Annotated in this window: 18 protein-coding genes; 5 read left to right on the forward strand and 13 right to left on the reverse strand. The window is 66.8% G+C overall.

Going from position 1 to position 24,662, the window contains the following annotated elements; all coding sequences use genetic code 11:
• Positions 1-376: 376 nt before the first annotated feature.
• Genes ACFWIX_RS06835 through ACFWIX_RS06845 form a run of 3 tightly spaced genes read right to left on the reverse strand, consistent with a single transcriptional unit; the run spans position 377 to position 4,117 of the window.
• Positions 377-1,357 (reverse strand): glycosyltransferase family 2 protein, encoded by a 981-nt coding sequence (locus tag ACFWIX_RS06835; RefSeq protein ID WP_377215357.1) that lies wholly within the window; start codon positions 1,355-1,357, stop codon positions 377-379.
• Positions 1,350-2,891 (reverse strand): lipopolysaccharide biosynthesis protein, encoded by a 1,542-nt coding sequence (locus ACFWIX_RS06840; RefSeq protein WP_377215358.1) that lies wholly within the window; start codon positions 2,889-2,891, stop codon positions 1,350-1,352. The genes ACFWIX_RS06835 and ACFWIX_RS06840 overlap by 8 nt, the downstream gene beginning before the upstream one ends.
• Positions 2,888-4,117: a glycosyltransferase gene (locus tag ACFWIX_RS06845; protein WP_377215359.1), complete on the reverse strand. Its 1,230-nt coding sequence runs from the start codon at positions 4,115-4,117 to the stop codon at positions 2,888-2,890. The genes ACFWIX_RS06840 and ACFWIX_RS06845 overlap by 4 nt, the downstream gene beginning before the upstream one ends.
• Before the next feature lie 218 nt (positions 4,118-4,335).
• Here ACFWIX_RS06845 and ACFWIX_RS06850 point away from each other — a divergent pair, with 218 nt between their 5' ends.
• Genes ACFWIX_RS06850 through ACFWIX_RS06860 form a run of 3 tightly spaced genes read left to right on the forward strand, consistent with a single transcriptional unit; the run spans position 4,336 to position 8,710 of the window.
• Positions 4,336-5,817 carry a polysaccharide biosynthesis tyrosine autokinase gene (locus tag ACFWIX_RS06850; RefSeq protein ID WP_377215360.1) on the forward strand — a complete coding sequence of 494 codons (1,482 nt, stop codon included), beginning with the start codon at positions 4,336-4,338 and terminating at the stop codon, positions 5,815-5,817.
• On the forward strand, positions 5,817-7,136 hold the full coding sequence (locus ACFWIX_RS06855; RefSeq protein WP_377215361.1) for a hypothetical protein: 1,320 nt from the start codon (positions 5,817-5,819) through the stop codon (positions 7,134-7,136). Before ACFWIX_RS06850 ends, ACFWIX_RS06855 begins: the two co-directional genes overlap by 1 nt.
• The gene (locus ACFWIX_RS06860; RefSeq protein ID WP_377215362.1) at positions 7,133-8,710 is read left to right on the forward strand and encodes a glycerophosphodiester phosphodiesterase family protein; all 1,578 of its coding nucleotides are present in this window, start codon (positions 7,133-7,135) and stop codon (positions 8,708-8,710) included. Before ACFWIX_RS06855 ends, ACFWIX_RS06860 begins: the two co-directional genes overlap by 4 nt.
• Positions 8,711-8,716: 6 nt before the next feature.
• Here ACFWIX_RS06860 and ACFWIX_RS06865 read toward each other — a convergent pair whose 3' ends face one another.
• From ACFWIX_RS06865 to ACFWIX_RS06880, 4 genes are all read right to left on the reverse strand, one after another.
• Positions 8,717-10,030, reverse strand: a complete 1,314-nt coding sequence (locus ACFWIX_RS06865; RefSeq protein WP_377215363.1) for a UDP-glucose dehydrogenase family protein — start codon at positions 10,028-10,030, stop codon at positions 8,717-8,719.
• 125 nt (positions 10,031-10,155) lie between these two features.
• On the reverse strand, positions 10,156-10,377 hold the full coding sequence (locus tag ACFWIX_RS06870; protein WP_377215364.1) for an SCO4848 family membrane protein: 222 nt from the start codon (positions 10,375-10,377) through the stop codon (positions 10,156-10,158).
• 4 nt (positions 10,378-10,381) lie between these two features.
• Positions 10,382-10,879: a DUF2505 domain-containing protein gene (locus tag ACFWIX_RS06875; RefSeq protein WP_377215365.1), complete on the reverse strand. Its 498-nt coding sequence runs from the start codon at positions 10,877-10,879 to the stop codon at positions 10,382-10,384.
• Between the two features lie 44 nt (positions 10,880-10,923).
• Positions 10,924-12,429: an SDR family oxidoreductase gene (locus tag ACFWIX_RS06880; protein WP_377215366.1), complete on the reverse strand. Its 1,506-nt coding sequence runs from the start codon at positions 12,427-12,429 to the stop codon at positions 10,924-10,926.
• A gap of 289 nt (positions 12,430-12,718) precedes the next feature.
• Between ACFWIX_RS06880 and mfd the strand changes: the two genes are divergently transcribed.
• On the forward strand, positions 12,719-16,411 hold the full coding sequence (gene mfd / locus ACFWIX_RS06885; protein ID WP_377215367.1) for a transcription-repair coupling factor: 3,693 nt from the start codon (positions 12,719-12,721) through the stop codon (positions 16,409-16,411).
• 5 nt (positions 16,412-16,416) lie between these two features.
• Entirely contained in the window at positions 16,417-17,232 is an 816-nt protein-coding gene (locus ACFWIX_RS06890; RefSeq protein WP_377215368.1) for a metal-dependent hydrolase, read from the forward strand.
• 71 nt (positions 17,233-17,303) lie between these two features.
• On the opposite strand, the gene ACFWIX_RS06895 is transcribed toward ACFWIX_RS06890, so the two are convergent.
• The 6 genes from ACFWIX_RS06895 to nirB form a co-directional block, all read right to left on the reverse strand.
• Complete coding sequence (locus tag ACFWIX_RS06895; protein ID WP_377215369.1) at positions 17,304-17,561, reverse strand: hypothetical protein; 258 nt, start codon at positions 17,559-17,561, stop codon at positions 17,304-17,306.
• 54 nt (positions 17,562-17,615) lie between these two features.
• The gene (deoC, locus tag ACFWIX_RS06900; protein WP_377215370.1) at positions 17,616-18,329 is read right to left on the reverse strand and encodes a deoxyribose-phosphate aldolase; all 714 of its coding nucleotides are present in this window, start codon (positions 18,327-18,329) and stop codon (positions 17,616-17,618) included.
• A gap of 189 nt (positions 18,330-18,518) precedes the next feature.
• A complete protein-coding gene (locus tag ACFWIX_RS06905; protein WP_377215371.1) occupies positions 18,519-19,340 on the reverse strand; it encodes an FAD-dependent oxidoreductase in 822 nt (273 codons plus the stop codon).
• A gap of 201 nt (positions 19,341-19,541) precedes the next feature.
• Positions 19,542-20,726: a uroporphyrinogen-III synthase gene (locus ACFWIX_RS06910; protein ID WP_377215372.1), complete on the reverse strand. Its 1,185-nt coding sequence runs from the start codon at positions 20,724-20,726 to the stop codon at positions 19,542-19,544.
• A 14-nt stretch (positions 20,727-20,740) separates the two neighbouring features.
• Positions 20,741-21,775 (reverse strand): uroporphyrinogen-III C-methyltransferase, encoded by a 1,035-nt coding sequence (gene cobA, locus ACFWIX_RS06915; protein WP_377215373.1) that lies wholly within the window; start codon positions 21,773-21,775, stop codon positions 20,741-20,743.
• 2 nt (positions 21,776-21,777) lie between these two features.
• On the reverse strand, positions 21,778-24,420 hold the full coding sequence (gene nirB, locus ACFWIX_RS06920) for a nitrite reductase large subunit NirB (RefSeq protein ID WP_377215374.1): 2,643 nt from the start codon (positions 24,418-24,420) through the stop codon (positions 21,778-21,780).
• Between the last annotated feature and the right edge of the window lie 242 nt (positions 24,421-24,662).

Raw genomic sequence — 24,662 nt, forward strand, 5'->3', positions numbered from 1 at the left:
TTCTCCGGACACGGGGAACCGCACAGGCAACGTTTTCATGGGACGGCAGAGCAGGGTCCACCAGGGCGTAGTGCCAGCATTATGTGCCAATTGTGCGGCGCCAACTCAGACTGGCTGGGCCCAAGACCCTCTAGCGGGTGGGATCCGAGCGCAGCTGCGGTGACTTCCGTTGGCATCCCCTAGCCACGGCTGATGGACACTCACCGTAGTAGAGTTCAGCGAATGTTGCAAAACGGTAACGGCCTCCCGGAGGGGGAGGATTAGATTTTTTGATGGCAGAACGGGGCTATGGGATACGGCGACACGCGGTGAAAATCCGTGTAATGACGCGGAATGCGTGTATAAGACCAAGCATTGCCAAAGTTCGTGAAATAAATCACATGCGCTTGTACTCCTGGTAGACGTAACCGAAGGCTCCTGACGCCATTCCCAGACCCCGGGCGGCGGTTCGAAAACCCCTTGCTTCATGGGTGGTGGATCCCGCCAGGAGCCCCAGCGCCATCTGGCCCGCGCCGCCCGCTAGCCGAATGAGTCCGGAGATCAGCGACGCGCTGCGCGCGGCCAGCCGGCGGCCTGCCGTGCGTTCGAGTTCCAGGCTGACCCTGGCGGCTGAGTTGCCGCTGCGCAGGGCCCGCCGGAGTACCCAGCCCCTGGTCAACCGCATGGTGGGCACCCTGTCCACGACGGTTGCCTCATCACACCAGAGCATAGTGCCGCCGCGCCGCACCAGTTGCCGGGTAAACAGGGTATCCGAGCCCCCGCTGAGCCCGAATCTTTCGTCGAATTCGAGGTTCAGTTCCCTGACCTTGGGCACGCTCAGCAGGAGGTTGTTGGTTGCTGCAACCGTCAAGGGCGTTCCTGTTGCCAGACGACGACGCTCGAAGAATCTGCCTGCGGTGATCCAAGCGTCGGGTTCGTCCTGGTAGTCGCTGATGACCGGCCCAACCACGGCACTTGCTCCAGTGGCACGTTGGAGATTAACGAGATGCGCGAGCCAGCGCCCGTATGGCATCTCGTCGTCGTCAATGAAGATGAGAAGATCTGCGAAGGCGGACTGGGCCAGGGCCCGGTTGCGGGCCGCCGCAATGCCTGGTTTGGGCTCGTGGATATAGGTGATGAGCCCCGGCTTAAATGCCGCGGCAACGGCCTCGACGGTGCTGCGGCCGCTTGCAGCCGGATCATTGTCAATGACCAGGATCTGAGGGCGCACAGTACCGGCGGCAGCGTCGCTAACCGAGTGAGCCTGCTCCGCTAGGCGGGGGAGTACCATTCGGAGGTCTTCCGTACGGCGGTATGTCAGGACCGCGATGACAATGCTGCCCGGTCTTTGCAATGCGATCGGGTGCTGCTCAGCCATGGGAGTCCTCCAACCCGTCCAATTGGTGCGGCCTGCTCCGGCCGATCAGTAATGCCGCGTCATGAAGGCAGTCCTTGAGGAACCTGCGGTGGAAGAGCCAGAGGCTGCTGACCGCGGCAGCCATGAAGACAGCAAAGCCGCCCAGCAGCATGGCCGCATCGCCCAACTGTGACAGTGACAGCAGCCCATACCCCGCGGCGCCCCAGGCCGCAGCATGGGCACCGGGAAAGATCGTACCTAGCTGCGATCTGGCCGTTACCCCGGTTAGCCACTTCTGGATATGCAGGAGGACGGGAGTCAGGACAAAGCCGGAAGCCACGTAGCCCACGGCAACGCCCAGCAGTCCAAACTGCAGGCCGACGACGATGCCGCTGACCTGGACCACGGCCGCGAGAATTTCATATCGGATGATCAGCCCTCCCCGGCCCAAACCCTTCATCAGCGAAGGGGTGACATAGAACACCGTTTCACGCGCACCGCCGATGGCGAGGATGCTGATCAGCGCCGCTGCAGGGAGCCACGCCGGGCCCAGGACCAAGTTCACGAGCGCGGGCGCGGCGCAAGCCACGAAAGCCATCAGGGGTATGGCCGAAACAGCGAGGATACGGGTGGCATCCACCAACTTCGCCGCCACGGATTTCGGCTCCTGGGCGGCCCGCGCGAACGCAGGGAACATCACCCGGTTGACGGTCTGGCCGAGAAGCTGAACCGGCAGCACCATTATCCGGTAGGCCATTCCGTACAGGGACAGAGCAGCCACACCCAGGAACCTGCCCACGAGGATGTTGCCAAGGTTGCGGGAAAAATAGGCGAGACAGTCAGTGGCGAAAATGCTGGCACTAAACTTCAACAGGGGTATGGCCGCTTGGAGCTTGAGACTTGGCAGGGGCCCCTTGCCGGCAGCAATCAGCGCCGCCGCGCAAACGAGGTCGGTCACAACAACCTGGTAAACCATCGCCCACGGTCCGGCCCCGGCAATTGCGGCGCCGATCGCTGCTGCGCTTCCCGCAACAGCGGCGGCGATGTCTGACGCGCCCACTAAGTGGAGACGCAGCTCCCGGGCAAGCATGGCACGGGGCGTGATGGCCAGCGCCTTAATCGGGACGGCGATCGCGAGGACTTGCAGGATCGGTTCCAGCTCGCTGATCCGGAAAAATCCTGAGAGCCAGGGCGCCGCGAACCAGGTGATGGTACCCAGCAGCGTGGCAAGGATCAGGTTCAGGGTGACCGTGGCGCCGGCCATTCGGCGCGTAACGGCCGGCCGCTGGATCAGCGCTGCGGACAGGCCTTGGTCCAGGACAAGCATCACGAGGCTGATGTATACGGTGGCACCGACAATGACGCCATAGCTTTGCGGTCCAAGGATCCTGGCAAGGACGACTGCAGAGAGAATCTGGAAGCCCTGCTTGGCCAGGACTGCGCCCAGACTCCAACGGACGCTCCGCGCTGTCCTGGGGCCAACGGCATCAGGTTCCTTGTCCCGTGGACTTTGTCGCTCGGCTCCCGCCGGCCAAGCCTCCGGAATTCCGCTCATACCGGCCGGCCTGCTGCCTGGGCAACGTGGCAGGCCATCAGCGCGCCGAACCGTTCGGGACTATGCCTCGAGGCAGCCCGGGCGGCATCGGCAGTCGCGGCAGCCCGGAACCGCGGCCAGTCCTTTGACACTGAAATCAACGCTGCCGCCAATTCGGTGGGGTTTCCCGGGGCAACAAACTGCGCAGACAGGTAGCCGTCCGCCGCCTCCCGAAGCCCGGACGTATCGCTGACCACCACCGGGCGGGAGGCGAGGATCGCTTCCACCGCAGTGTTGCCGAAGGGCTCATCGAGCCGCGAGGGAACCACAACCACGTCGGAACCGGCGAGGAACGGCCACACATCGTGCTGGAAGCCATGGAACGTAACGTTCCTCGAAACACCCGCAGCCCGGACTTTGTCGTGCAGCCCCTCCTCATACACCTCGTTGCCGGGAAATGCGGCACCGACAATCGACAGTTGCGCCGGGATTCCCTGAGCCAGCAGTTGCAGGAGCGCCTCCACAGCGACATCCACCCCTTTGCGGCGTGAGAGCCGTCCAACGTACAGGATCCTTAGCCCGCCCGTCAGGCTGGCCCTCGGCGGGCGGTCCGATGGCGGCCCAGGGACGCCGTTATTGAGCACAGTGGAGCGGCCCCGCAGGATGCGGAGGGAACGTTCAAGGGTCTCAGTGCTGAACCGGCTGTTCGTCAAGACGGCGGTTGAAAAGACCAACGGGAGTGCCAAGGCGGCACGCACTGCACCGGGCGCGCTGGCTTCGGATTCATGGACATGCGTGACCACGGGTACGCGACAGAGCCTTCCCGCCACCGTCCACACGGGAACGGTGATGGTGTTGGCCAGCACGACGTCGGGCCGGACGCCACGCATGACGCCGATACTGCGAAGGAGTCCATGGGTGGCTGCTGCGGGGATCTTCGCCAGCCCCTTGGGAGACAGCAGGGATTTCCGCAGCACAGGAGTGGGGCAAAGGATCACTGCGGCACCGCGGCTTTGGATCTCGGTAACAAGCGGGCCTTTCGAAGGCATTGTTACAACCACATTCGCGCCGGCACGTACCAGGCCGTTCAGTGTCTCCAACAGCACCCTGTCAGAGCCGTAGAGATCGGCACTCGGATGTGCCACCAGGACCTTAAGGGGTGGCGTCAGCTCATTCATCATGCCTCCCGGGTCGGTGGACGGGCCGGAGTGGAGCGGTCCGAGGTAGCCGGCAAACTTCCCGGCCATGGACGACTTCCCTCGTGTACGGGCATAGCCTGCCCCGGAATAGAGCCAGACTACGGCGGGGGTGCACGTTCCGCTAGGACTCCTGCCCCCAAGCGGCGGGACGTTTGCCAATCCTGTGGAAAGCCACAATCGAAAATGCTTCCACAGCGGTGCCTGGCGTTTGATAATGGTGCGAATAGACAGCGGTCCATGACGTACTTTGCCGGTCATGGCAGGGCATGGCCACCGCGCTGGGGGTTGCATTGGAGCTCGCGGAGTATACCCGGGCAATAGCCCGTGGTTGGTGGATAGTGCTCTTGTGCGTGGCGGCCGGACTGGGCGCGGCCGTGCTTGTGACCATAAACGCTACGCCGATGTATCAGGGGATGGTCCGCTTCTTCGTCGTAAGCCCCGCAGTCAACGGACAATCGCCCTTGCAGTCATTGGAACTCTCGAGGGGAAGAATCGCCTCGTACGCCAGTCTCGTAAAGAGTGATGCGTTCATCGACAGGGTGGTTCGGGTAAGCGGCAACGGGTTGACGGCCGAGCAGACCGCCGAGAGTGTGAGTGCATCCGCGGACAGTGAAACCCTGATGCTCACCGTGACAGTCACCCAACCAAGCTTCGATGCAGCCCAGGCCACGGTTACCGCCGTTGCCAAAAACTTTGGCGCTGCCGTCAATGAGCTCGAAGCCGGGCGTACCCTCCCCGGCGGAGAGACTGTCCTGAATGTGGTGTCCGGACCAAGCGTGCTGCCCGCGCCCATATCACCCAGGGTTCCGCTCAACCTGGGACTGGGGACACTCTTGGGCCTGGCCATCGGCATTGTCATCGCTGTGTCCAGGCGGCTGCTGGATAAATCGCTGCGGACACCAGAGGAAGTGGAGGCAGCCTCCGGGGTGCCGCTGCTCGCGCGCGTACCCTCCAGCCCGGCAGCCCTGGGGCAGGCCTCCGGGCTGCGCGGGGCACGGGCTGGCCGTTTTCTGGAGGAGGCGGCACGCCGCCTCCGGACCAACGTGGACCATCTTCCCTCACTGCCTTCGACGGACGTCATTGCCGTGACGTCGGCAGGGCGCAGGGAGGGGAAAACCACTGTTTCACTCATGCTGGCAGAAGCCTGGGCCAACGCGGGGGAGCAGGTCCTCCTGATCGAGGCACAACTCCGGCAGCCGACTCTGGCCGCGGAAATCGGCCTGGGCAAGAGCATTGGTTTGTCCGATGTCCTCGCCGGAACCATGCCGTTGACCAACGTCATCCAGCACACGACCGTGGACAGGCTGCACGCCATCGCGGGGGGCACGATTCCGGTCAATCCAACCGAGTTGCTGCGCGGCGGGATGCTGCACGAACTCCTGGACGAACTGCGGGCCCGCTACACCCGGGTGGTAGTCGATGCGCCGGCATTGCAGCCCTACAGCGACGCCGCCCTGATCGGCGCCGCTGTTGACGGTACTCTCCTGGTGGTTCGGCATGGGCACGTATCGGCTGAGCGCCTGCAGGCTGCTCTGAGGAACCTCCGGTCCGTAAACAAGCAAGCCACCGGCGTTGTCATCAATGCACTGCCCGGATACCTGGCGGAGGAACGACGAGGCGTCCGGGCCCGGGTCCTGCGCGCGCTGCGGCGCCCGCGGCGTCCATGGCTGCGTACGACGGTCCCACACTTGGTATCCGTTGACCTGCCGGCGGGGCAACCCGTCAGGCATGCGGCCCGCCGGAGGTAATGACATTGCAGCTGGCACTCTGGATTGGGCTATGCGTGGTGGGATCCATCCTGCTCCGTTCCCGTCCCCGGGTCCTTCTTGCGGCAGTGCTGACGTTGTGGTTCCTGGTTCCGGCAGTAGGCAATCCCGTCGTTACGGGCGAACCGGCAGGTCCCCTGGGTTTCCACGCCGCATCGTGGCTGGTTGTCGCTGTGCTGGCCACCCAGCTCCTGCACGATCCGTGGAGCATCGCGGAAGCCTTGGCGCGCCACTTTTTCGTGTTCCTGATCCTCGCGCTCGTGCTGGCCGCGGCCTTCCTGGCTTCCAGAACCTCTGAGGAGGGAGGCGGCATGCTGCTGCTGGTGGATCAGATCCTCGCTCCAGTGCTCTATTTCCTGCTGCTCCTTGCGAACAGCGTCCGTCAGCCCGGCCTTGTCACGATACTGCGCTCGCTCTTGCTGCTCCTTGTGGCCGTCGTGTGTATCATCGCGGTGTTCCAGTGGCTCAGCGGCGCCCCCCTGGTTTACAGTTCCGGTTTCCAGACTCAGTACTGGTTCAATCCGGACACGCAACGCTGGATGGGGACCCTTGACCAGCCGCTGGCACTCTCATTGGTGATTTCCATGGCCGCGCCGCTGGTTTCCTGCTTGAAACGGGCGTCGATACAGGCACTCCTGCTCGTCCTGATGCTGGTGGGCGTGCTCATCACCCAGTCGCGGGTCGGCATCGCGGTTGTCGCCGTCTCCGTCCTTGCAGTGGCGGTCTTTTCCCAGCGGAAGCTGTGGACCAGGCTGCTCATGGTCTTGCTGATGGGAACGGCCGCGGCGCTTCTCACCTCCTCGCCGCTGGTTGAGGGACTGTATGCCCGCCTTGCGGATGACACGGGCTCTGCCGAGGCCCGCGGCCTGGCGCTGGAGTATTTCCTGACGCGCTGGGCCGATTATGCTGTCGCAGGGCAAGGTATCGGCTCGAGCTACCGCGTAGCCGTCCAGGCAGGCCTGGAGACGAGCTTCGAAAATCCCATCCTCATGTACAGCATCGATTTCGGTATCCTTTTCGCTGCCCTGTACTTCGGCCTGATGCTGGTGCTGGTGCTGCGCAACGCCCCCGGACACGGTTATCGCGGACTGACGCTGGCCGGCCTTCTGGCAGTAGTGGTCCCGCAGACGTACAGCTCGCTCGCCACCCGGTCCGTGGCAGGGATCGCGGTGTGGACTCTGATGGCGATGGTGGTCATTGCGGGCGATGAAGCCAGGGCGCGGCGACGGCTGCCGGTGGCGGACGGAGCGGACCGCCAGCAGGGCGGCCCCGGACCGGCGGCCGAACTGGCGGCACGATGATCGGGCGGCCCGGTCGTGGCCCTGCACCGGGCATTGGACGACGGGGCTTCCTGGCCCTGGTTGCTGCCGGTTCCGTCCTGACCGGCAGTGGCTGCGGGGTTCCCTGCAACCGGCCCTCCGGCGGCCAGTCGGCGAGACCTACCCCGGAGTATGTTCCGGCATCGGAAGCGTCTGCAGCATTCATTGATGAAGGTGTGCTGGCCGCCGCCGGTGACGATGGGCCGTTCAGCATCGCCGGCATGCTTGCCGCTCCGGGCTTTTTCGTGGCACACAGGGGGTCCGGTGACAACTGGCCGGAACACACCATGCGTGCCTATGCCCAATCGGCTGCTGCCGGCCTCAAGGCGTTGGAGGTATCAGTTTCGTCGACGGCGGACGGTGTCCTGGTGTGCCATCACGATCTCAACACCCTCCGGTTAACGGGGGCAGACCTCGTGATCGGCCGCGCGAGCTATGCTGCGCTGCAGACTTTGAGGAATGATGCCCGCGCTTGGCTGGGCCCTGGAGCGCCCCTTGAGCCGATTCCGTTGCTGGAGGATGTCCTTCGGACGTTCCTGTCCTCGCGGGTGATCTTCCTCGAGGATAAGCAGGGGACCAACGCTGCCGAGCTGCTGGAGCTGCTGGAGACCTATCCCGGAGCAAGGGAAAGGGTGGTGTGGAAGCAGCCCGCCTCTTCACCGGGGCATGCCCGGGCCAGGAGTCACGGCTATACCACGTGGGGCTATGTGACCACACCGGACTTCGGTAACCTTCCGGCGTTGATTCCCCGGGTGGACCTCTTGGGGGTGCACCGCTCGGCGCCCGAGTCCGTTGTCCGCGAGCTGGTGGCCTCCGGGAAGCCGGTGGCAGCCTGGGAAGTGCGCCGCCGGAGCGATTATGCCCGGCTCAAGGGCCTGGGGGTTAAGGGATTCGTCTGTTCCAATATTGTCCACGTAATGCACCTTGAAGAGCGGCATCCTGAAGACGGCTTCGACAGCGGACTCCGCCGTGCCGGGGATCTGCCGGGGCGCTCGGACGGCACTTGGGACGGCCAACCGCTGTTTGATCAGGGATCGCTCCGCATGGCCGCTGCGGACCGTGTCTCCTATCTGATGGGCTCCATGGGCGCCCTGTCGGCCTCGGAACGGGAACTGACCTTGGAGCTGCGTTGGCCGGAGGCCCTGCCCGAAGGCTCCGGCGGCGCGGGCGTTGCCTTCGGCCAGGACGATGACGGGCCCTTCAAAGTGGGCGCGGATACCGCGGGGCAGGGTTACCAGCTGGAACTCGGGGCGGACGGCAGGCTGGCTCTGTGGCGCAAGGATAGGGGTACCGCCGGTAGCACCCTGCTTGCCGAAGCAAAGGGAGCCCCGCCCGAGCCTGGCGAGTGGATTCAGCTGGTGATAGAGGTGACGTCGCACATGATCAGCGTCCGGCGGCAAGGCCTGGGCGGGCAGGGCGTAGACTCGGCCGACGCGGCGTATGGCGGCGGCTGGTTTTCACTGGTCAAGAACTACGACGGCGGCGCCCCCGTCGAATTCCGGAACGTCACGTTCCGGCCCGCCGGGGCAGCGGACGCCTGCGACGCCGGGGCGTGACAGGGGCTACTGTCGGCCCAGGCCGCGGTATGTCCAGCCCGCAGCGCGCCACTTGGCTGGATCCAGGACATTGCGGCCGTCAAGGACCCGCGCCGAGGACACCAAGGACTTGGTTGAATATGGATCCAGCTCCCGGTAGAGCTTCCACTCGGTCAGTAGCAAGACGGCATCCGCCCGGGTTAGTGCCGTGTCCAGGTCCGGCTCCATCGGGAGCTCCGGGAACCTCTTCGCTGCGTTGTCAAGGGCCTGCGGATCAGTGACCGTGACCACGGCACCCTGAAGCTGGAGCTGGGCGGCGGCGCTCAGCGCCGGTGAATCCCGGACGTCGTCGCTCTCCGGCTTAAAGGCAGCGCCGAGGACCGCGATCCGTTGGCCGAGAAGTATCCCGCCGCAGAGTTCCCGGGTCAACTCGACCACCCGTGTTCTGCGCCGCATATTGATGGCGTCGACTTCGCGCAGGAAGGTCAGTGCCTGGTCCGCGCCGAGTTCCCCGGCCCGGGCCATAAAGGCGCGGATGTCTTTGGGGAGGCATCCGCCGCCGAATCCGATGCCGGCGTTGAGGAATTTGCGTCCGATCCTGTCATCCATGCCGATGGCGTCGGCCAGGCGCGTGACGTCAGCCCCGGTGGCTTCGCAGACCTCAGCCATGGCGTTGATGAAGGAAATCTTGGTGGCGAGGAACGAGTTGGCAGCGGTCTTGACGAGTTCCGCAGTCGGATAGTCCACAATGAGCCGCAACGTCCCGGTGGAAAGCGCCGTCCGGTAGACCTCATCGAGGATCGCTACGGCCGGGTGGTCCTCGTTGCCGTCCGGGACACCGTAGACAAAGCGGTCAGGACGCAGGGTGTCGTCAACAGCGTGGCCTTCGCGGAGGAACTCGGGGTTCCACACGAGGGCGGCCGCCGGTTGCACGGCCGCGATGACTTCAGCGAGCTTGTCCGCGGTCCCCACTGGAACAGTCGATTTACCGGCCACTACGTCCCCCGGCGATAAGAAGCCGGCCAGTTCGGCAATGGCTGCATCCACGAAGCGCAGGTCGGCTGCGTTTTCTCCACGTTTCTGGGGCGTTCCTACGCAGACGAAGTGGACCTCGCAGCCTGCTGCGGCGGCCATCCCGGTGGTGAATCTGAGGCGTCCGGACTCTTCCAGCTCTGTCAGGAGGGCATCAAGTTCAGGTTCGTAGAATGGTGCCTTTCCCTCGCTTAGCCGGTCGACCTTACGCTGGTCGACGTCGATCCCCACGACGTCATGACCAAGCTTTGCCAGGCATGCTGCGTGGACAGCACCCAAGTAGCCGCAACCAATAACTGAGATCCGCACAGCTCCACCATCCCGCACCCCCGGGGACATAACCATGGCACTGCGAAAACCCTGCGGGCTTCCACAGGGCTTCCGCAGATGCCTCGGAGGCGGCGTCGGGCCTGGCTGGCCGGCACAGCTGCCGGCTAGCCCAAGAGCCCCAGTACCCCGATCACGGCCGTAGCCGCGCCCAGGACCATCGAGATGCTGACCAGCACCACGTGCACGGCCAGGAACTTCGTTGCCTTTCCTGCAGCATCACGGGCGCGCGGGTCCTTCATGACCCGGCGCAGGAACTGCGGCCACACCACGAGGGACCAGACGCCGGCAACAACGAGCACGAGGCTCGCGAAGACAGGAAGCTCCACGGTCCTAATGGCTTTCGAGCCAGGCCTGGGCCTGGGCTGCCTGGAGGTTCAGCGCCTTGGCCACCATGGGCTCTGCGGCGTCGGCGATCTTGCTGCCCAGGAACGGCACCGAGGAGGTGACGTTGCCGGCGAGCTCAACCCGGGTGCTGCCGCCTTCGGCAACGAGGCGTTGGACGGCGCTGACATCCACGGGCGCGCCGGCAACCTTGAGTGAGATGTTGCTCTGGCGCGAACCGTCCGCTGCCGGAGCGTCCCAGTTCTCCACCTGGGTCACCTTCAGGCTTTCGCCCACGAACTTGCGGGCAATCTCCGGCAGGCGGGTGGTGGGCAGCGTGCGCACGGACGTTGCGGAGAACGCACCGGCAACGTCGCCGTCGACGGTGAAGGATTCCAGCGTGCCGCCTACCAGCTGGCTGACGTGGCGCTGGAAGTCCTCGTTGACCAGCACGGCAGCGACGCTGTCAACGGAATGGGGAAGCGTGGTGGTGGCGCTCAGGGCCATGGGTCCTCCTGGGGAAATTCGGAACGAAATTGGCTCCGTACATCCTATGGCTTCCGGCCGGTCCGCTCCGCATCCGCTATTTCCTGCGCCGCGGCGGTGATGTTGCGCGCCATCGCCGGAAAAATCACCGAGTGGAACGGCAGCACCGCCAGCCAGTACAGCCGGCCGCTGAGCCCCTTCGGGAAGAAGATGGCCCGCTGCCGGTAGCGGCTGCCCGTCCCGTCGGGTTCCACGGACAGCTCCAGCCAGGCCCGGCCAGGCGCCCTCATCTCGGCCCGGAGCCGCAGCAGCCGGCCGCGGTCAATCCGTTCCACGCGCCACCAGTCCACCACTTCCCCCACGGCAAGGGTGTGCGGATGCCTCCGCCCGCGCAGCAGCCCGGCCCCGCCGGTGAGCTTGTCCAGCCAACCGCGCACCTGCCACGCCAGCGGCAGGGAGTACCAGCCGTTGCTGCCGCCGATCCCTTCGATCACGGTCCAGACGAGAGCAGGGTCCGCCTCACCGTGGAAGGTCCGCTCATCCACGTACACCTTGTGTCCGGCCCAGTCCGGGTCGCTTGGCAGGGGATCGGACGCTACGCCGGCGTTGGCCCAGGTGGTCTCCACCTGCCCGTCCCGCTCCTTGCCCAAAGCGAGTGCCACCGCTGTCCGGTACGGCGTGAGGCCGCCGTCCGGCACTGGAACGTACTGGTCGATGTCGTGCTCGTTGGACACGGCATCGTGCTGCAGCGACTGGACCAGCGGCACCGCCATGGCCAGCGGAATGGGCGTGGTCAGGGCCACCCACAGGCCGGCGAGCCGGGGCGCGGGTATCGGAAGCGCCAGTACCACCCGGTGCGGCAGTCCCGCCTCAGCCGCGTACTCCTTCATCATCCCGGCGTAGGTCAGCACCTGCCGGCAGCCGATATCGAACGTGCGGTTGACTGGCCCGGCCACGGCCGCTGCGGACACCAGGTAGTACAGCACATCCCGGACGGCGATGGCCTCGATCCGGTTGCGCACCCAGCTGGGTGCAGGCATCAGCGGCAGAGTCTCGGTCAGGTGCCGGATCATCTCGAAGGATGCCGAGCCCGAGCCGATGACCACGCCGGCCTGGAACACGACGGCGTCCACGGGGCAATCGAGGAACACCCTGCCCACCGCTTCGCGGGACCGCATGTGCGTGGACAGCTCCACTCCCTCGGGATGGAGTCCGCCCAGGTACACGATCCGGCCCACGCCCGCAGCGGCGGCAGCCTGCGCGGCTGTCCGTGCCATGGCCTGCTCGGTCGACTCGAACCCGGCCCCGGCAGCCATCGAATGGACCAGATAGTAGAAGACATCGACGCCGGCCAGCGCACCGCGGAGGGCATCGCCGTCGTCCAGGCTGCTCTCCACCACCTCCACCCGGTCACGCCAGGGCACGCCCGCGATCTTGTCCGGGGAGCGCACCAGCACCTTGACCCTGTGGCCGGCCTCCAGGAGCTTGGGCACCAGCCGGCCGCCGATGTATCCGGTGGCGCCTGTGACCAGGACGGTGCGCGGCGCTGTGCGGTCAGTACCTTCGGTCATGCTGGCTCCTGTTCGTCCCCGGGGATTCGGAGCGGCGGTGCGGGTGGACGGCTGCTTCGGCGGAAATGCTTCGCGCCAGATGGTGCGGCCCCTGCCAGCCTATGCCCCCTGCCCCGGGTCTTCACGCTGAGCAGGCCCACTGGTGTCGGCGGTGCGCGGTAGGCTGGGACGATCCCGGGATTCGCAGCGAATTTCGGGTTTTCGCGTTGCCTCCGAACGGAACAACACCGCGAACCGATGCACACTGTGAACCGACGAATACCGTGAACTGAACACCAGGAGTTCCGCCATGAGCCCTTCCGGCCCTTCTACCCCCGCCGTGCACGGGCCGTCCCTGGCCGGCCTGCGCCGTGCCCTCGGCCAGGACCAGACGTTCGCGCGCGTACAGGCCGAGGCTGTCCGCGGCTTCGCGGTCCGCGGCCAGGACTACCAGATCAGCGCCCCGGCCGGTTTGCGTCCCGTGCTGCTCGCCGAAATGGCGGACGGGCTGGCTGCGAGGGCAGGGGAGGACGACGGCGGTGCGCCGGGTGTTGTGCTGGCAGTCACCGCCACGGGTCGCGAAGCGGAGGACCTCGCAGCCGCCCTGCGCGCGTACCTTCCCGCGGACACCGTCGCCGAATTCCCCAGCTGGGAAACCCTGCCGCACGAGCGGCTTTCGCCGCGGTCGGATACCGTGGGGCGGCGCCTGTCCGTGCTGCGTCGGCTGGCACACCCGGAAGGCTCGACGGCGGGTCCGCTGCGCGTCGTCGTCGCACCCGTCCGCGCCGTAGTCCAGCCGGTGGTGTCCGGCCTGGGCGACCTCGTGCCCGTCACCCTCAAGGTAGGCCAGGACATCCCGTTCACCGACGTGGTGCGGAGCCTGGCGGACGCCGCCTACGCCCGCGTGGACATGGTGACCCACCGGGGCGAGTTCGCAGTCCGTGGCGGCATCATCGACGTCTTCCCGCCCACCGAGGACCATCCCATCCGCGTGGAATTCTTTGGCGACGAGGTGGACCAGATGCGCTGGTTCGCCGTGGCAGACCAGCGCTCGCTGTCCGCGCCCGGCATCCACCATCCCACCGAACTGCATGCCCCGCCGTGCCGCGAAATCCTCATCACACCGTCGGTGATGTCGCGCGCCGCAACGCTCAAGTCCCAGCTTCCTGCCGCGGCGGACATGCTGGAGAAGATCGCAGGCGGCATCGCGGTGGAAGGCATGGAGTCGCTGGCCCCGGTGCTGGTGGATGCCATGGTGCCGCTCGTGGACCAGCTTCCGGAGGGTTCCATTTCCGTGGTCATCGAACCGGAAAAGGTCCGAACCCGAGCCCACGACCTCGCTGCCACCAATGAGGAATTCCTCGAAGCGGCCTGGTCCACGGCGTCCGACGGCGGGACCGCGCCTCTGGCGCTGGACACAGTCCTCGGCTCCGAGGCGGGCGCTGCCCTCCATTCGGCCAGCTTCCGGTCGCTTGCCGAGACCCGGAGCTCGGCCCTGGACCACCAGGTGTCCTGGTGGTCCATCACATCCCTGGCGCAGGATGCCGAACTCCTGCCGGAGATCGACGTGCTGAACCTGCATGCCCGCGAGCCGCGCGGCTACCAGGGCGACGTCGCCGAAATGATGGATTTCATCGGCTCGCATGTGCGCGACCAGTGGCGCATCGTGGTGGCCACCGAAGGCCCCGGCCCCGCCCAGCGCCTGGCCGAACTGTTCCATGACGCGGACATCCCGTGCGCCCGCGTGGACAGCCTGGACCACGAACCCCAGGCGGGAATCATCGAGGTGACGACTGCCGCCGTCGGACGCGGTTTCGTCCTGGACGGCCTGAAGCTGGGGCTGCTCACGGAAGCCGACCTGCTGGGCCGGACCTCCGCAGCCTCCACCAAGGACATGCGGCGGATGCCGTCCAAGCGGCGCAATGCCGTGGACCCGCTGCAGCTGGTGGCGGGGGACCACGTGGTGCACGAACAGCACGGCATCGGCCGGTTCGTCGAACTGATCCAGCGGAAGGTGGCCGGCGGCGGAGACGGCGTTCGCGAATACCTGGTGCTGGAGTACGCACCGTCCAAGCGCGGTGCGCCGGGCGACCGGCTGTTCGTTCCCACCGACCAGCTGGACCAGGTGACCCGTTACGTGGGCGGCGACACCCCCGTGCTGAGCAAGATGGGCGGCGCCGACTGGGCCAGCACCAAGTCCAGGGCGCGCAAGGCGGTCAAGGAGATCGCCGGGGAACTGATCCGGCTGTACTCGGCCCGGATGGCCTCGCGCGGGCATGCGTTCGGACCTGACACGCCCTGGCAGCGGGAACTGGAGGAAGCCTTCCCCTACGTGGAGACGCCGGACCAGCTGACCACCATCAACGAGGTCAAGGCGGACATGGAGCGGGAGATCCCCATGGACCGCCTGGTCTCCGGCGACGTGGGCTACGGCAAGACCGAGATTGCCGTGCGGGCAGCATTCAAGGCCGTACAGGACGGCAAGCAGGTGGCGGTGCTGGTACCCACCACCCTGCTGGCCCAGCAGCACTACGAGACCTTCACCGAACGGTTCTCCGGCTTCCCGCTGAGGGTGAAGCCGCTGTCCCGCTTCCAGGGCGCCAAGGAGGCCAAGGAAACCGCGGAGGGTGTCAAGAACGGATCCGTGGACGTGGTGATCGGCACGCACCGGCTGCTGGCCAAGGACTTCGAGTTCAAGGACCTGGGCCTGGTGATCGTGGATGAGGAACAGCGGTTCGGCGTGGAGCACAAGGAAGCGCTGAAAAAGATGCGCACCAACGTGGACGTCCTGGCCATGAGTGCCACACCGATTCCCAGGACGCTGGAGATGTCGCTCACGGGTATCCGCGAAACCTCCACCCTGGCCACCCCGCCGGAGGAACGCCATCCGGTGCTCACCTACGTGGGCCCGTACACAGACAAGCAGACCTCCGCCGCCATCCGCCGCGAACTGATGCGCGAAGGCCAGGTGTTCCTGGTGCACAACCGGGTGTCCACCATTGAACGGACCGCGGCGAAGATCCGTGAACTCGTCCCGGAGGCCCGCGTGGAGGTGGCCCACGGCAAGATGTCCGAGAGCCGGCTGGAGCAGATCATCGTGGACTTCTGGGAGCGGCGCTTCGACGTGCTGGTGTGCACCACCATCATCGAAACCGGCCTGGACATTTCCAACGCCAATACGCTGATTGTTGACGGGGCGGACAAGTACGGCCTGTCCCAGCTGCACCAGCTCCGCGGCCGCGTTGGACGTGGCCGGGAGCGCGCGTACGCCTACTTCCTGTACCCGTCGGAGAAGCCGCTGGGCGAGGTGGCACTGGAACGCCTCAAAGCCGTTGCCGCGCACAACGAGCTCGGCGCCGGCATGCAGCTGGCCATGAAGGACCTGGAGATCCGCGGCGCCGGCAACCTGCTGGGCGGGGAACAGTCCGGCCACATCCAGGGCGTCGGCTTCGACCTGTACATCCGCCTGGTGGGCGAAGCCGTGGCGGACTTCCGCGGGGAGGCCGAGGAAAAGGCTGCCGAGATGAAGATCGAGCTGCCGGTCAACGCCCACCTGCCGCACGATTACGTCCCCGGCGAACGGCTCCGCCTCGAGGCCTACCGGAAGCTCGCGTCCGCGCTCACCAACGAAGCCATCGACGAGGTCCTGGCCGAACTGGTGGACCGCTACGGCGAGCCGCCGCTGCCCGCGCAGAACCTGGTGGCCGTGGCCCGCTTCCGGGTCGGTGCCCGCGAAGCCGGCCTGTCCGACGTCGCGCTCCAGGGGAACTTCATCAGGTTCTCCCCGGCGCAGCTGCCCGAGTCCAAGGTGATGCGGCTGACCCGGATGTACCCCGGTTCGCAGACCAAGCCCGCGCTGGACGCGGTGCTCATCCCCAAGCCCAAGACGGCCCGGATCGGCGGGCGCGACCTGCAGGACGCTGAAATCCTGGAGTGGGCCAACGGCGTGATCCGCAACATCTTCACAGACCAGCCGGTTGCCGCCGCGCCTGCGGCGGACTGACCGTGATGGGGGGACACCACGCCGCGTCGGGAGCCGCGGCGTGGGTGGCTATTGCCTCAACGGGGCCGTACACGCTTGGCTGGTACCCGCTGGACGCCACCGGCATCCTGATCGGCGGCATGGCGACGGCGGGAACGGCCCTGGTGTGCGACTGGGACCACCGGCACAGCACCGTGGCGCATGCGCTGCCGCCGTTGTCCAACGCCATCGCACGGGGGATCGAAAGCGCCAGCGGCGGCCACCGGCAGGGTACGCACTCGATCGTGGGCGGAGCGGCCTTTGTGGCGCTGGCCGCGGTTGCCGGGCAGATCCACGTGGACACACCCGGAGGCCAGCTCTCGCTCGGAGCGGGGCTGCTGTGCATGTTCATGATCAACATCGCCGCGAAAGCCCTGAAGCTGTTTCCGAAGGGCGGCTTCATCTCCAACTGGATCTTCGCGCTGGCGATGGCCGGGCTGGTCACCGTCTATGCGCCCGAGCAGTGGACCTGGCTGCCCATGTCCATGCTGATCGGGGTCGCGGTGCACATCGTGGGTGACCTCATCACCACCGGGGGTGTCCCGCTGCTGTGGCCGCTGATGCTGCGTCCACCCCGGTTCCTGCGGAAAATGCCGCTGCTGCGGGCGGTCTGGCGGCCCAACGGGGCACTGGCCCTGCCGATCCTGGGCCGGGCCGGGTCGAGGCGTGAGTGGCTCGTGCTCATCCCCGTCAGCGCCTACGCGATGGTGGGCATGGCCGTGGCCGGGTGGGCAATCGCACAAAGCCACTGGCCCCGCGTGGCTACCCTTGCGGTCGACGCATGGGCGGGGCTGGGCCGCTAGGCCGGAATGCAGCCCGGAAAACAGCAACGGCCGTTATGAACTTCATAACGGCCGTTGATGTTTGGAAGAATCTAGTGCTCGCCGGCGGAATCCGAACGGCCGGTAACCGTCAGCGGAATCCAGAACGCCAGGGCGAACAGGCCCAGGCAGATGGCCATGGGCCAGTAGTTGTCCAGGGTCAGGAAGGACAGCGAGTAGATCGCGGCGAGGAACAGCACGATGGACACCACGAACAGCATGACGCTGGTGGCCAGGTTGTTCTCGTTCTGCGGGGTCCGGATGGTGCCGTGTTCTGCGGCGTGGGTCGTGGCCGTGGTCTTGCTGGACATTGTTCCTCCTTGGCCCCGCGGGGCTATCAATCTGTGGCGTTCGGCAGTCAGCCGTCAGTAAGCGGACGAACCCTGTTCACCCTTGACAATGGCAATCCCGGAACTGGCGCCGATACGCGTTGCACCTGCAGCAATCATAGCCTGAGCATCTTCGCGGGACCGCACTCCGCCGGAGGCCTTGACGCCCAGATCCGGACCAACCGTGCGGCGCATGAGGGCAACATCCCCGGCCGTGGCGCCGCCGCCGTTGAACCCCGTGGAGGTCTTGACGAAGTCCGCGCCGGCTTCCACGGCGGCCTGGCATGCCAGGACCTTCTGGTCATCGGTGAGCAGGGACGTCTCAATGATGACCTTGAGGATGGCACCGCCGGCGTGCACGGCCTCGGCCACGGCGGTGATGTCCTCCACGAGCGCTCCCTTGTCCCCGGCACGGGCGGAGGCGATGTTGATCACCATGTCCACCTCGTCCGCCCCGTCCAGCACAGCGCCGCGGGCTTCGAAGGCCTTGACATCGGTGGGGGTGGCGCCCAGCGGGAAGCCAACCACGGAGCAGGTCAGCACACCGGAGCCCCGCAGCGCGTTCTTGACGGTCTTGACCCAGACGGGGTTGACGCAGACGGACTTGAATCCGTATTCCGCGGCCTCGGAGCAGACCTTCAGGATGTCCGCTTCGCCGGCTTCGGGTTTCAGCAGGGTGTGATCGATGAACTTGGCCAGGTTGCCGGTGGCTGCGTCCGCGGGGTTGGCGGAAGGGGCGTCGTTGCTCATGGTGGTCCTCTCCGGCCGGCCTTGTGGGCCTGCCGCATTACAGCGTCCGGGGCTCTTTCGGGAACCATCTTGCCACACGCCGCATCCCGGACCGCACCGCCGCCGCAGGCGTGCAACCACTGCACCGCGGGGATGCTTCCGGCTCGAAAGCGGCAGGCGGATAGGGCAGAAGGCATCCCACGTTGCTTTTCAGGCCGCTGTCAGCAGCTGGGTGGCACAGGCTCCCGCCGCGGAGGCGGCGGCCACCAGCAGGCCCAGCCGGACGCCGTCGAACACCGCGGCGTCTCCGAGGGCCCAGATGCCCGGAACGGATGTCCGGAAGTCATGGCCGATGACGATTCCGCCGGTTGCCGCCGTCTCCAGTCCCGCACTGGCGGCGAGCTCGTCCCGCGATTCGCGTTCCTCGGCCAGGATCACCAGGTCGCCGTACATGCTGCTTCCGTCCTCGAAAACCACGCCGGAGGCGGCACATCCCGATGCGGGCGGGGAGGGGATCACGGCGGCGGGTCGGGCTGTCGTGCGGATCGGGCGCACGCCGCGGGCCCGGAGGACAGCCTCTGCCTGGCCGGCCGCGGCGCCAGTGCCGACCAGGATTCCCAGCGGACGCCGGCCCAGCTCCCTGGCTACCTGGCTCACGGCCTCGCCGACGCGGGCGGCGTCATCGATGGTCGAGTAGGTCAGGCATCGGCCCGCTCCCTCGACAGGGCTGGCCACGGGCGCCGATCCGGTGGCAATGACCAGCTGGTCGTAGGCAAATTCCATGCCGTCCGCAGTGGCCACTGTGAGGTTCACAGGGTCTATATGGCTGGCCGGCTGCCCGAACCGGACGGAAACCCCGGGCAGCATCGCCAGCTTCAGCAGTTCCTCCGGGCTGTCGTCCCGGTTGCTCAGGACCGTGATAGTGCCGGTGAAACGGGCCCGGTCAAGCTGGCTGACCAGTGCCTGGGCAGCCGGGCCGGCCCCTGCGATGACAATGCGTGTGGTGGAGGTGGAGGGTACCGGAGCGGACATGTGCTGGCCCTTTCGCTGGCGGCCTGGAACGGCCGGAACTTCGTGATGGACCCAGCGTAGGTACCCGCCTTTTCCGGGGTGTTTCTCCGCAGTTGCTGTTTCTCGGGACCGTGTTCGCCAGTGTTTACCGGCCGGTAACAGAACCCGTGACCTGCCTCTCATCCGCGCGGGCAGCCGACACATTAGCCCGCTTTGGACAGCCTAGAGACGGATCCGGTAACCCCGTTTCACTACGGTCTCCACGAGCCTGCCGTCGGGCAGCGCGGAGCGCAAACGGCTGACGGTCATGTCCAGCGCGTGCACCGAGCCGCGCAGTTCGAGCAGCTCGGACAGCGACTCGCGGGACAGCACGGCACCCCCGGCACCCAGGAGCGCCCGGAGCAGCAGCAGCGGAGCCGGCGGCAGCTCCACGGGTTCGCCGTCGATCCGCAGGCAGCGGCCGCGCAGCTCGACGGTTCCCGAGCGGGTTTCCAGCCGGCGCACGTGGTTCAGGGCCAGATGCTCGCAGACCAGCCGGATCAGGGCGCCCATGCGGAACCGCTCAGGCACGATTGGCGTCACCCCCGCGTCGAGCAGCGGCTGCGCGGTTACCGGTCCCACTACCGCCGTGGTGACGTTCGTCTTCAGGCTATGGATGAGCTCCTGGTAAACGCCCATCTCGTGCGCTGTACTCCAGACCGCGTCCACGGCGGGTGCGCTGGTGAAGGTCAGCACGTCCAGGTTTCCGCTGCAGGCGGCCTCGATCAGCCGCGGCAGCCGGTCCGCGCCGTCGGGCTTGACCCAGCGGTACGGCGTGACGGTCAGCACGGTAGCGCCGGACATCCGCAGGCGTTCCAGTTGCCGCACGTCCGTGTAGCCGTGCAGCTGCACCGCGACCGTCTTGCCGCGCACGCCCTCCGCCAGGAGCATATCCACCAGCGTCGCAGTGGTTTCGTCACTGCTGATGCCGACGTCGGCCAGGCCGGCCGCGCGCACCGCACCGCGCGCTTTGGGTCCGCGGACGAACATCCGGCAGGCTCCCAGCGTTTCCAGCAGTTCGTCGCCGATCCCGAACGTGTCCGCGGCCTCGCACCAGCGGCGCATGCCGTACGCGGTGGTGGCGATGCACAGGTCCGGTTTGGCGGCGATGATGGCCCGGGTGTCCTCGATCAGGTGGAGGTCCTCCTGCACAGGGGCGATCTTCAGCGCCGGCGCGTGCAGCACTTCGGCGCCGCGTCGTTCCAGGGCCTCGATCAGGTCACGGGACCGCCGGTGTGACGTCACGCCGATGCGGAACCCCTCCAGCGGGGATTCCGACGCCGACACGGACTCCGTCGGGTCGATCGCCTCGCCGGGCTGCGCAGGTTCGCCGCGCAGGGCAGCATGGGCTGGTGCAAGGACAGTCATGGCGGTCAATCCTTTCATGAACCGAGCAGCGAGGCCGCCAGCCGGTCCAGGTCCGCAGCGGCCTCGGCATGCCCGCGGTTGGCCTCAGCCACCCGCACCACCTCGCCGATGACCAGCACCGCAGGGTTGCTGCACCCGGTCGCGGCGGAGGCGATGGTCCCCAGGTCGGCGATCGTGGTGCGCTGCCCGGGCCGGTAACCGCGTTCGACGACGGCCATCGGCATGTCCGCTCGCATACCTGCCCGCCGCAGCCCGGCAGCCAGCTGGTGCAGGGTTCCGATACCCATCAGCACCACGATGGTTCCGCCCAGGCCGGCCAGGTGCCGGTGTTCCTCCTCGGTCAGCGGCGCGTGCCCGGAAACCACGGTGAACATGTGGCTGACTTCCCGGTGCGTGACCGGAATGCCCGCTGCTGCCGGCACCGAGATGGCGCTGGTGACGCCGGAGACCACGCGCACCTTCAGCCCGGCAGCCACGCAGGCAGCCACTTCCTCGCCGCCGCGGCCGAACACATACGGGTCCCCGCCCTTGAGCCGGACCACGTTGTTGCCCGCCAGGGCGCTGTCCACCATGAGCTTTTCGATGTCGCGCTGGCTGACCTTGTGGTGTCCGGGTTTCTTCCCCACGTCCACGAGCTCGGCCGAGGTGAGGGACGGCAGTTCCTGGTACGGGGCCAGCCGGTCGTAGAACACCACGTCGGCGTCGCGCAGCGCGGTGACGGCCGCAACCGTCAGCAGCTCAGCGGTGCCGGGCCCGCCGCCCACCAGGGTGACGTGCCCCGGCGCGCCGGCGGCCGGTTCGGCCGCCACGGGAATTCCGGCTTCCCCGCACCTGGCGAGGAGGGGCTCCCAACCCGGCTGGCCGTCGTCGACCGCTGCCACCAGGAAGGGGTGCTCCGGGAGGGGGCCGTCCAGCGGTCCGCCGTGCGGGGTGCTCAGGCGGTGCACGACGGCGCCCGCGGCTTGGTAGCGCCGCACGGCCTGGCGGGCGGCGGCCGGGGAGCCGGTGACCAGGACGTCCCGGCCGGTGAGATCGATGCTGAGCTGCATGGCTACGCCTCGTTTCCGATGGTTTCCGGTGCTCCGGGGCGCACGCCGATGGAGGCCCCGAGCAGGACCTTTCCCTTCTCTTCCGGCGTAGCGGGACGCATCTGGCCGCGCTCGTCCGGGACAAAGGTGATGGAGTCGTCCTTCTGGTCGGGGGCGTTGACGAAGGACCGGAACCGGCGGAGGCGTTCCGGGTCCTTGAGGGTGTCCGCCCATTCGTCCACGTAGGTGTCCACGTGCTTGGCCATGGCGGCTTCCAGGTCCGCGGCAATGCCGAGGGTGTCCTTGACCACCACGTCCTCAACGTGCCTGATGCCGCCGTCAAGCTCTTCCTGCCAGCGGGCCGTCCGCTGCAAACGGTCCGCGGTGCGGATGTAGTACATGAAATACCGGTCGATGTACTTGATCAGCGTTTCGTCGTCGAGGTCCTTGGCGAGCAGCTGTGCGTGTGCAGGCGTTGCACCGCCGTTGCCGCCGACATACAGGTTCCAGCCGTCCGCCGTGGCGATCACGCCCACGTCCTTGCCGCGGGCCTCGGCGCACTCGCGGGCGCAGCCGGAAACACCCATCTTGAGCTTGTGCGGACTGCGCAGCCCGCGGTAGCGCAGCTCCAGCTTGATGGCCATGGCCACCGAATCCTGGACGCCGAACCGGCACCAGGTGGAGCCGACGCACGACTTCACCGTGCGCAGGCTCTTGCCGTAGGCCTGGCCGGACTCGAAGCCGGCGTCCACCAGTTCCTTCCAGATCTCCGGCAGCTGTTCCAGCCGGGCGCCGAACATGTCGATCCGCTGGCCGCCGGTGATCTTGGTGTACAGGCCGTACTTCTCGGCGACGGCGGCGATGACGCCGAGCTTCTTCGGGGTGATCTCACCGCCGGCGATGCGGGGGACCACCGAGTAGGTGCCGTCCTTCTGCATGTTGGCCAGGGCGCGGTCGTTGGTGTCCTGGAGCGTGCCGCGGCCGGCGTCCAGCACGTAGGCGCTGTTCTGGCTGGCCAGGATGTTGGCGATGGTGGGCTTGCAGATGTCGCAGCCTGCGCCGGAGCCGTACTTGGCCATGATCTCTTCGAAGGAGCTCAGTTCCAGGACACGGATGGCGTCGAAGAGTTCCTGCCGGGAGAGTTCGATGTGCTCGCACAGAGCCTTGGAGACCTCGACGCCGGACTTGGTCAGTTCGGTTTCCAGCAGCTTCTTCAGCATCGGCACGCAGGAACCGCACTGGGTGCCGGCACGGGTGCAGGCCTTCAGCTCCCCGAGCTCCTGGACCGGAGCGTTGCCCTCGCAGGTGCCGCAGCCGTTGACGGCATCGCGGATGCTGCCGGCGGTCACGTTGTTGCAGGAGCAGAGCGTGGCGTCATCGGGCAGTTCGGTTTCGGGGGCCTCGCCGCCGCCTGCGGCGCTGAGGAACGCGCCTGGCTCGGCGGGGAGTTCCCGTCCCAGCAGCGGGCGCAGGCTCATGTACGGGGAGGCGTCGCCCACAAAGATGCCGCCCAGGAGGGTCTTGGCGTCGTCCGTGGTGACGATCTTCTGGTAGACGCCGCGGGCGGGGTCGGCGTAGACGATTTCCAGGGCGTGCTCGGTCTTGGCGAAGGCGTCACCGAAGCTGGCCACGTCCACACCCGAGAGCTTGAGCTTGGTAGCGGTGTCGAACCCGGGGAAGGTGGCATCCCCGCCGTGGAGGCGGTCCGCGACGATTTCGGCCATGGTGTTCGCCGGCGCCACCAGGCCCAGGCACATGCCCCCGAAGTTGGCCACTTCACCGATGGCCCAGATGCCCGGTACCTCGGTGGCGCAGAAGTCGTTGATGACCACCCCACCGCGCTGGCCCATGCTGAATACCTGTTCCTCGCCCTCGGCGGCGCGGAAGAGTTCGTCGCGGGGGCGGACGCCGATAGCGACGATCACCATGTCGGCGTCGATGATCCGCCCGTCTGCCATAAGGACCCCGGTGACCTGGCCCCCGCCGTCGGAAAGCACTTCGGACGGGAAGACACCGCCGTGGACCTCAAAGCCCTTTTCCTTGATCAGGCGGCCCATTGCCTGGCCCGCGCCCTCGTCAAGCTGCGTGGCCATTAGCCACTGCGAGCCGTCGATGACGACCGGGGTAGCGCCCAGCTGCTCGGTGCCGGCGGCGGACTCGAGGCCGAGCAGGCCGCCGCCGATGGTGACTGCCCTGACTTTGCGGCCCAGCTTTTCGCTGAGTTCCGCGATGGACTTGTTGATGGCCCACACATCCTCAAGGGTCCGGTAGACGTGGGTCAGTTCGTTGCCGGGGATGGGAAGGCGTGCCGCGTTGGAGCCCGTCGCGACCACCAGTTCGTCGTACGCGAACGTGTTGCCTGCAGCGGTCTCGACTGTCTTGGCCCCAGCGTTGATCTTTACCACGCGCTCACCGGTCTTGAGCTCCAGCGATCCGTGGTCCCACATGGACGCGTCACCCAGGGTGAGGTCGTAGTCCATGTCGGTGAGGGCCTTGGAGAGCGCAACCCGGTCATAGGGGAGATGGGCTTCCTCGGTGAGGACCGTGACATGCCAGCCCTCGAGCCCACGGGCATGCATGGCGTCCACGAAACGGTGGGCCGCGGGGCCGCCGCCGGCGACGACGATGCGGCGCGGAGTCTCTGTGCGGGAAGTCTGTTCGGTCACTGGAGGGCCTTTCGCAAGGGCTGCCGGCGGTTCTGCAGCCTTCTTTGTCGAGTGTCCATTCAGACTAGGGAGCCGCAGTTTCGCTTCAGTTTCCCGATTGTTTCGCAGACTTAACTTCTGCATCACGAACGCGTTTCCGGCCGGGTGAGGTGCCTTTTACCCGCCGGACACATTCACTGCATGCCCCTGAAACACCCCGGTCCTACCGTGGAAGACGGCTGCACTGACGGCCACTGCAACCA

Source organism: Pseudarthrobacter sp. NPDC058362, from assembly GCF_042723515.1.
In the GTDB taxonomy this organism is placed as follows: domain Bacteria; phylum Actinomycetota; class Actinomycetes; order Actinomycetales; family Micrococcaceae; genus Arthrobacter.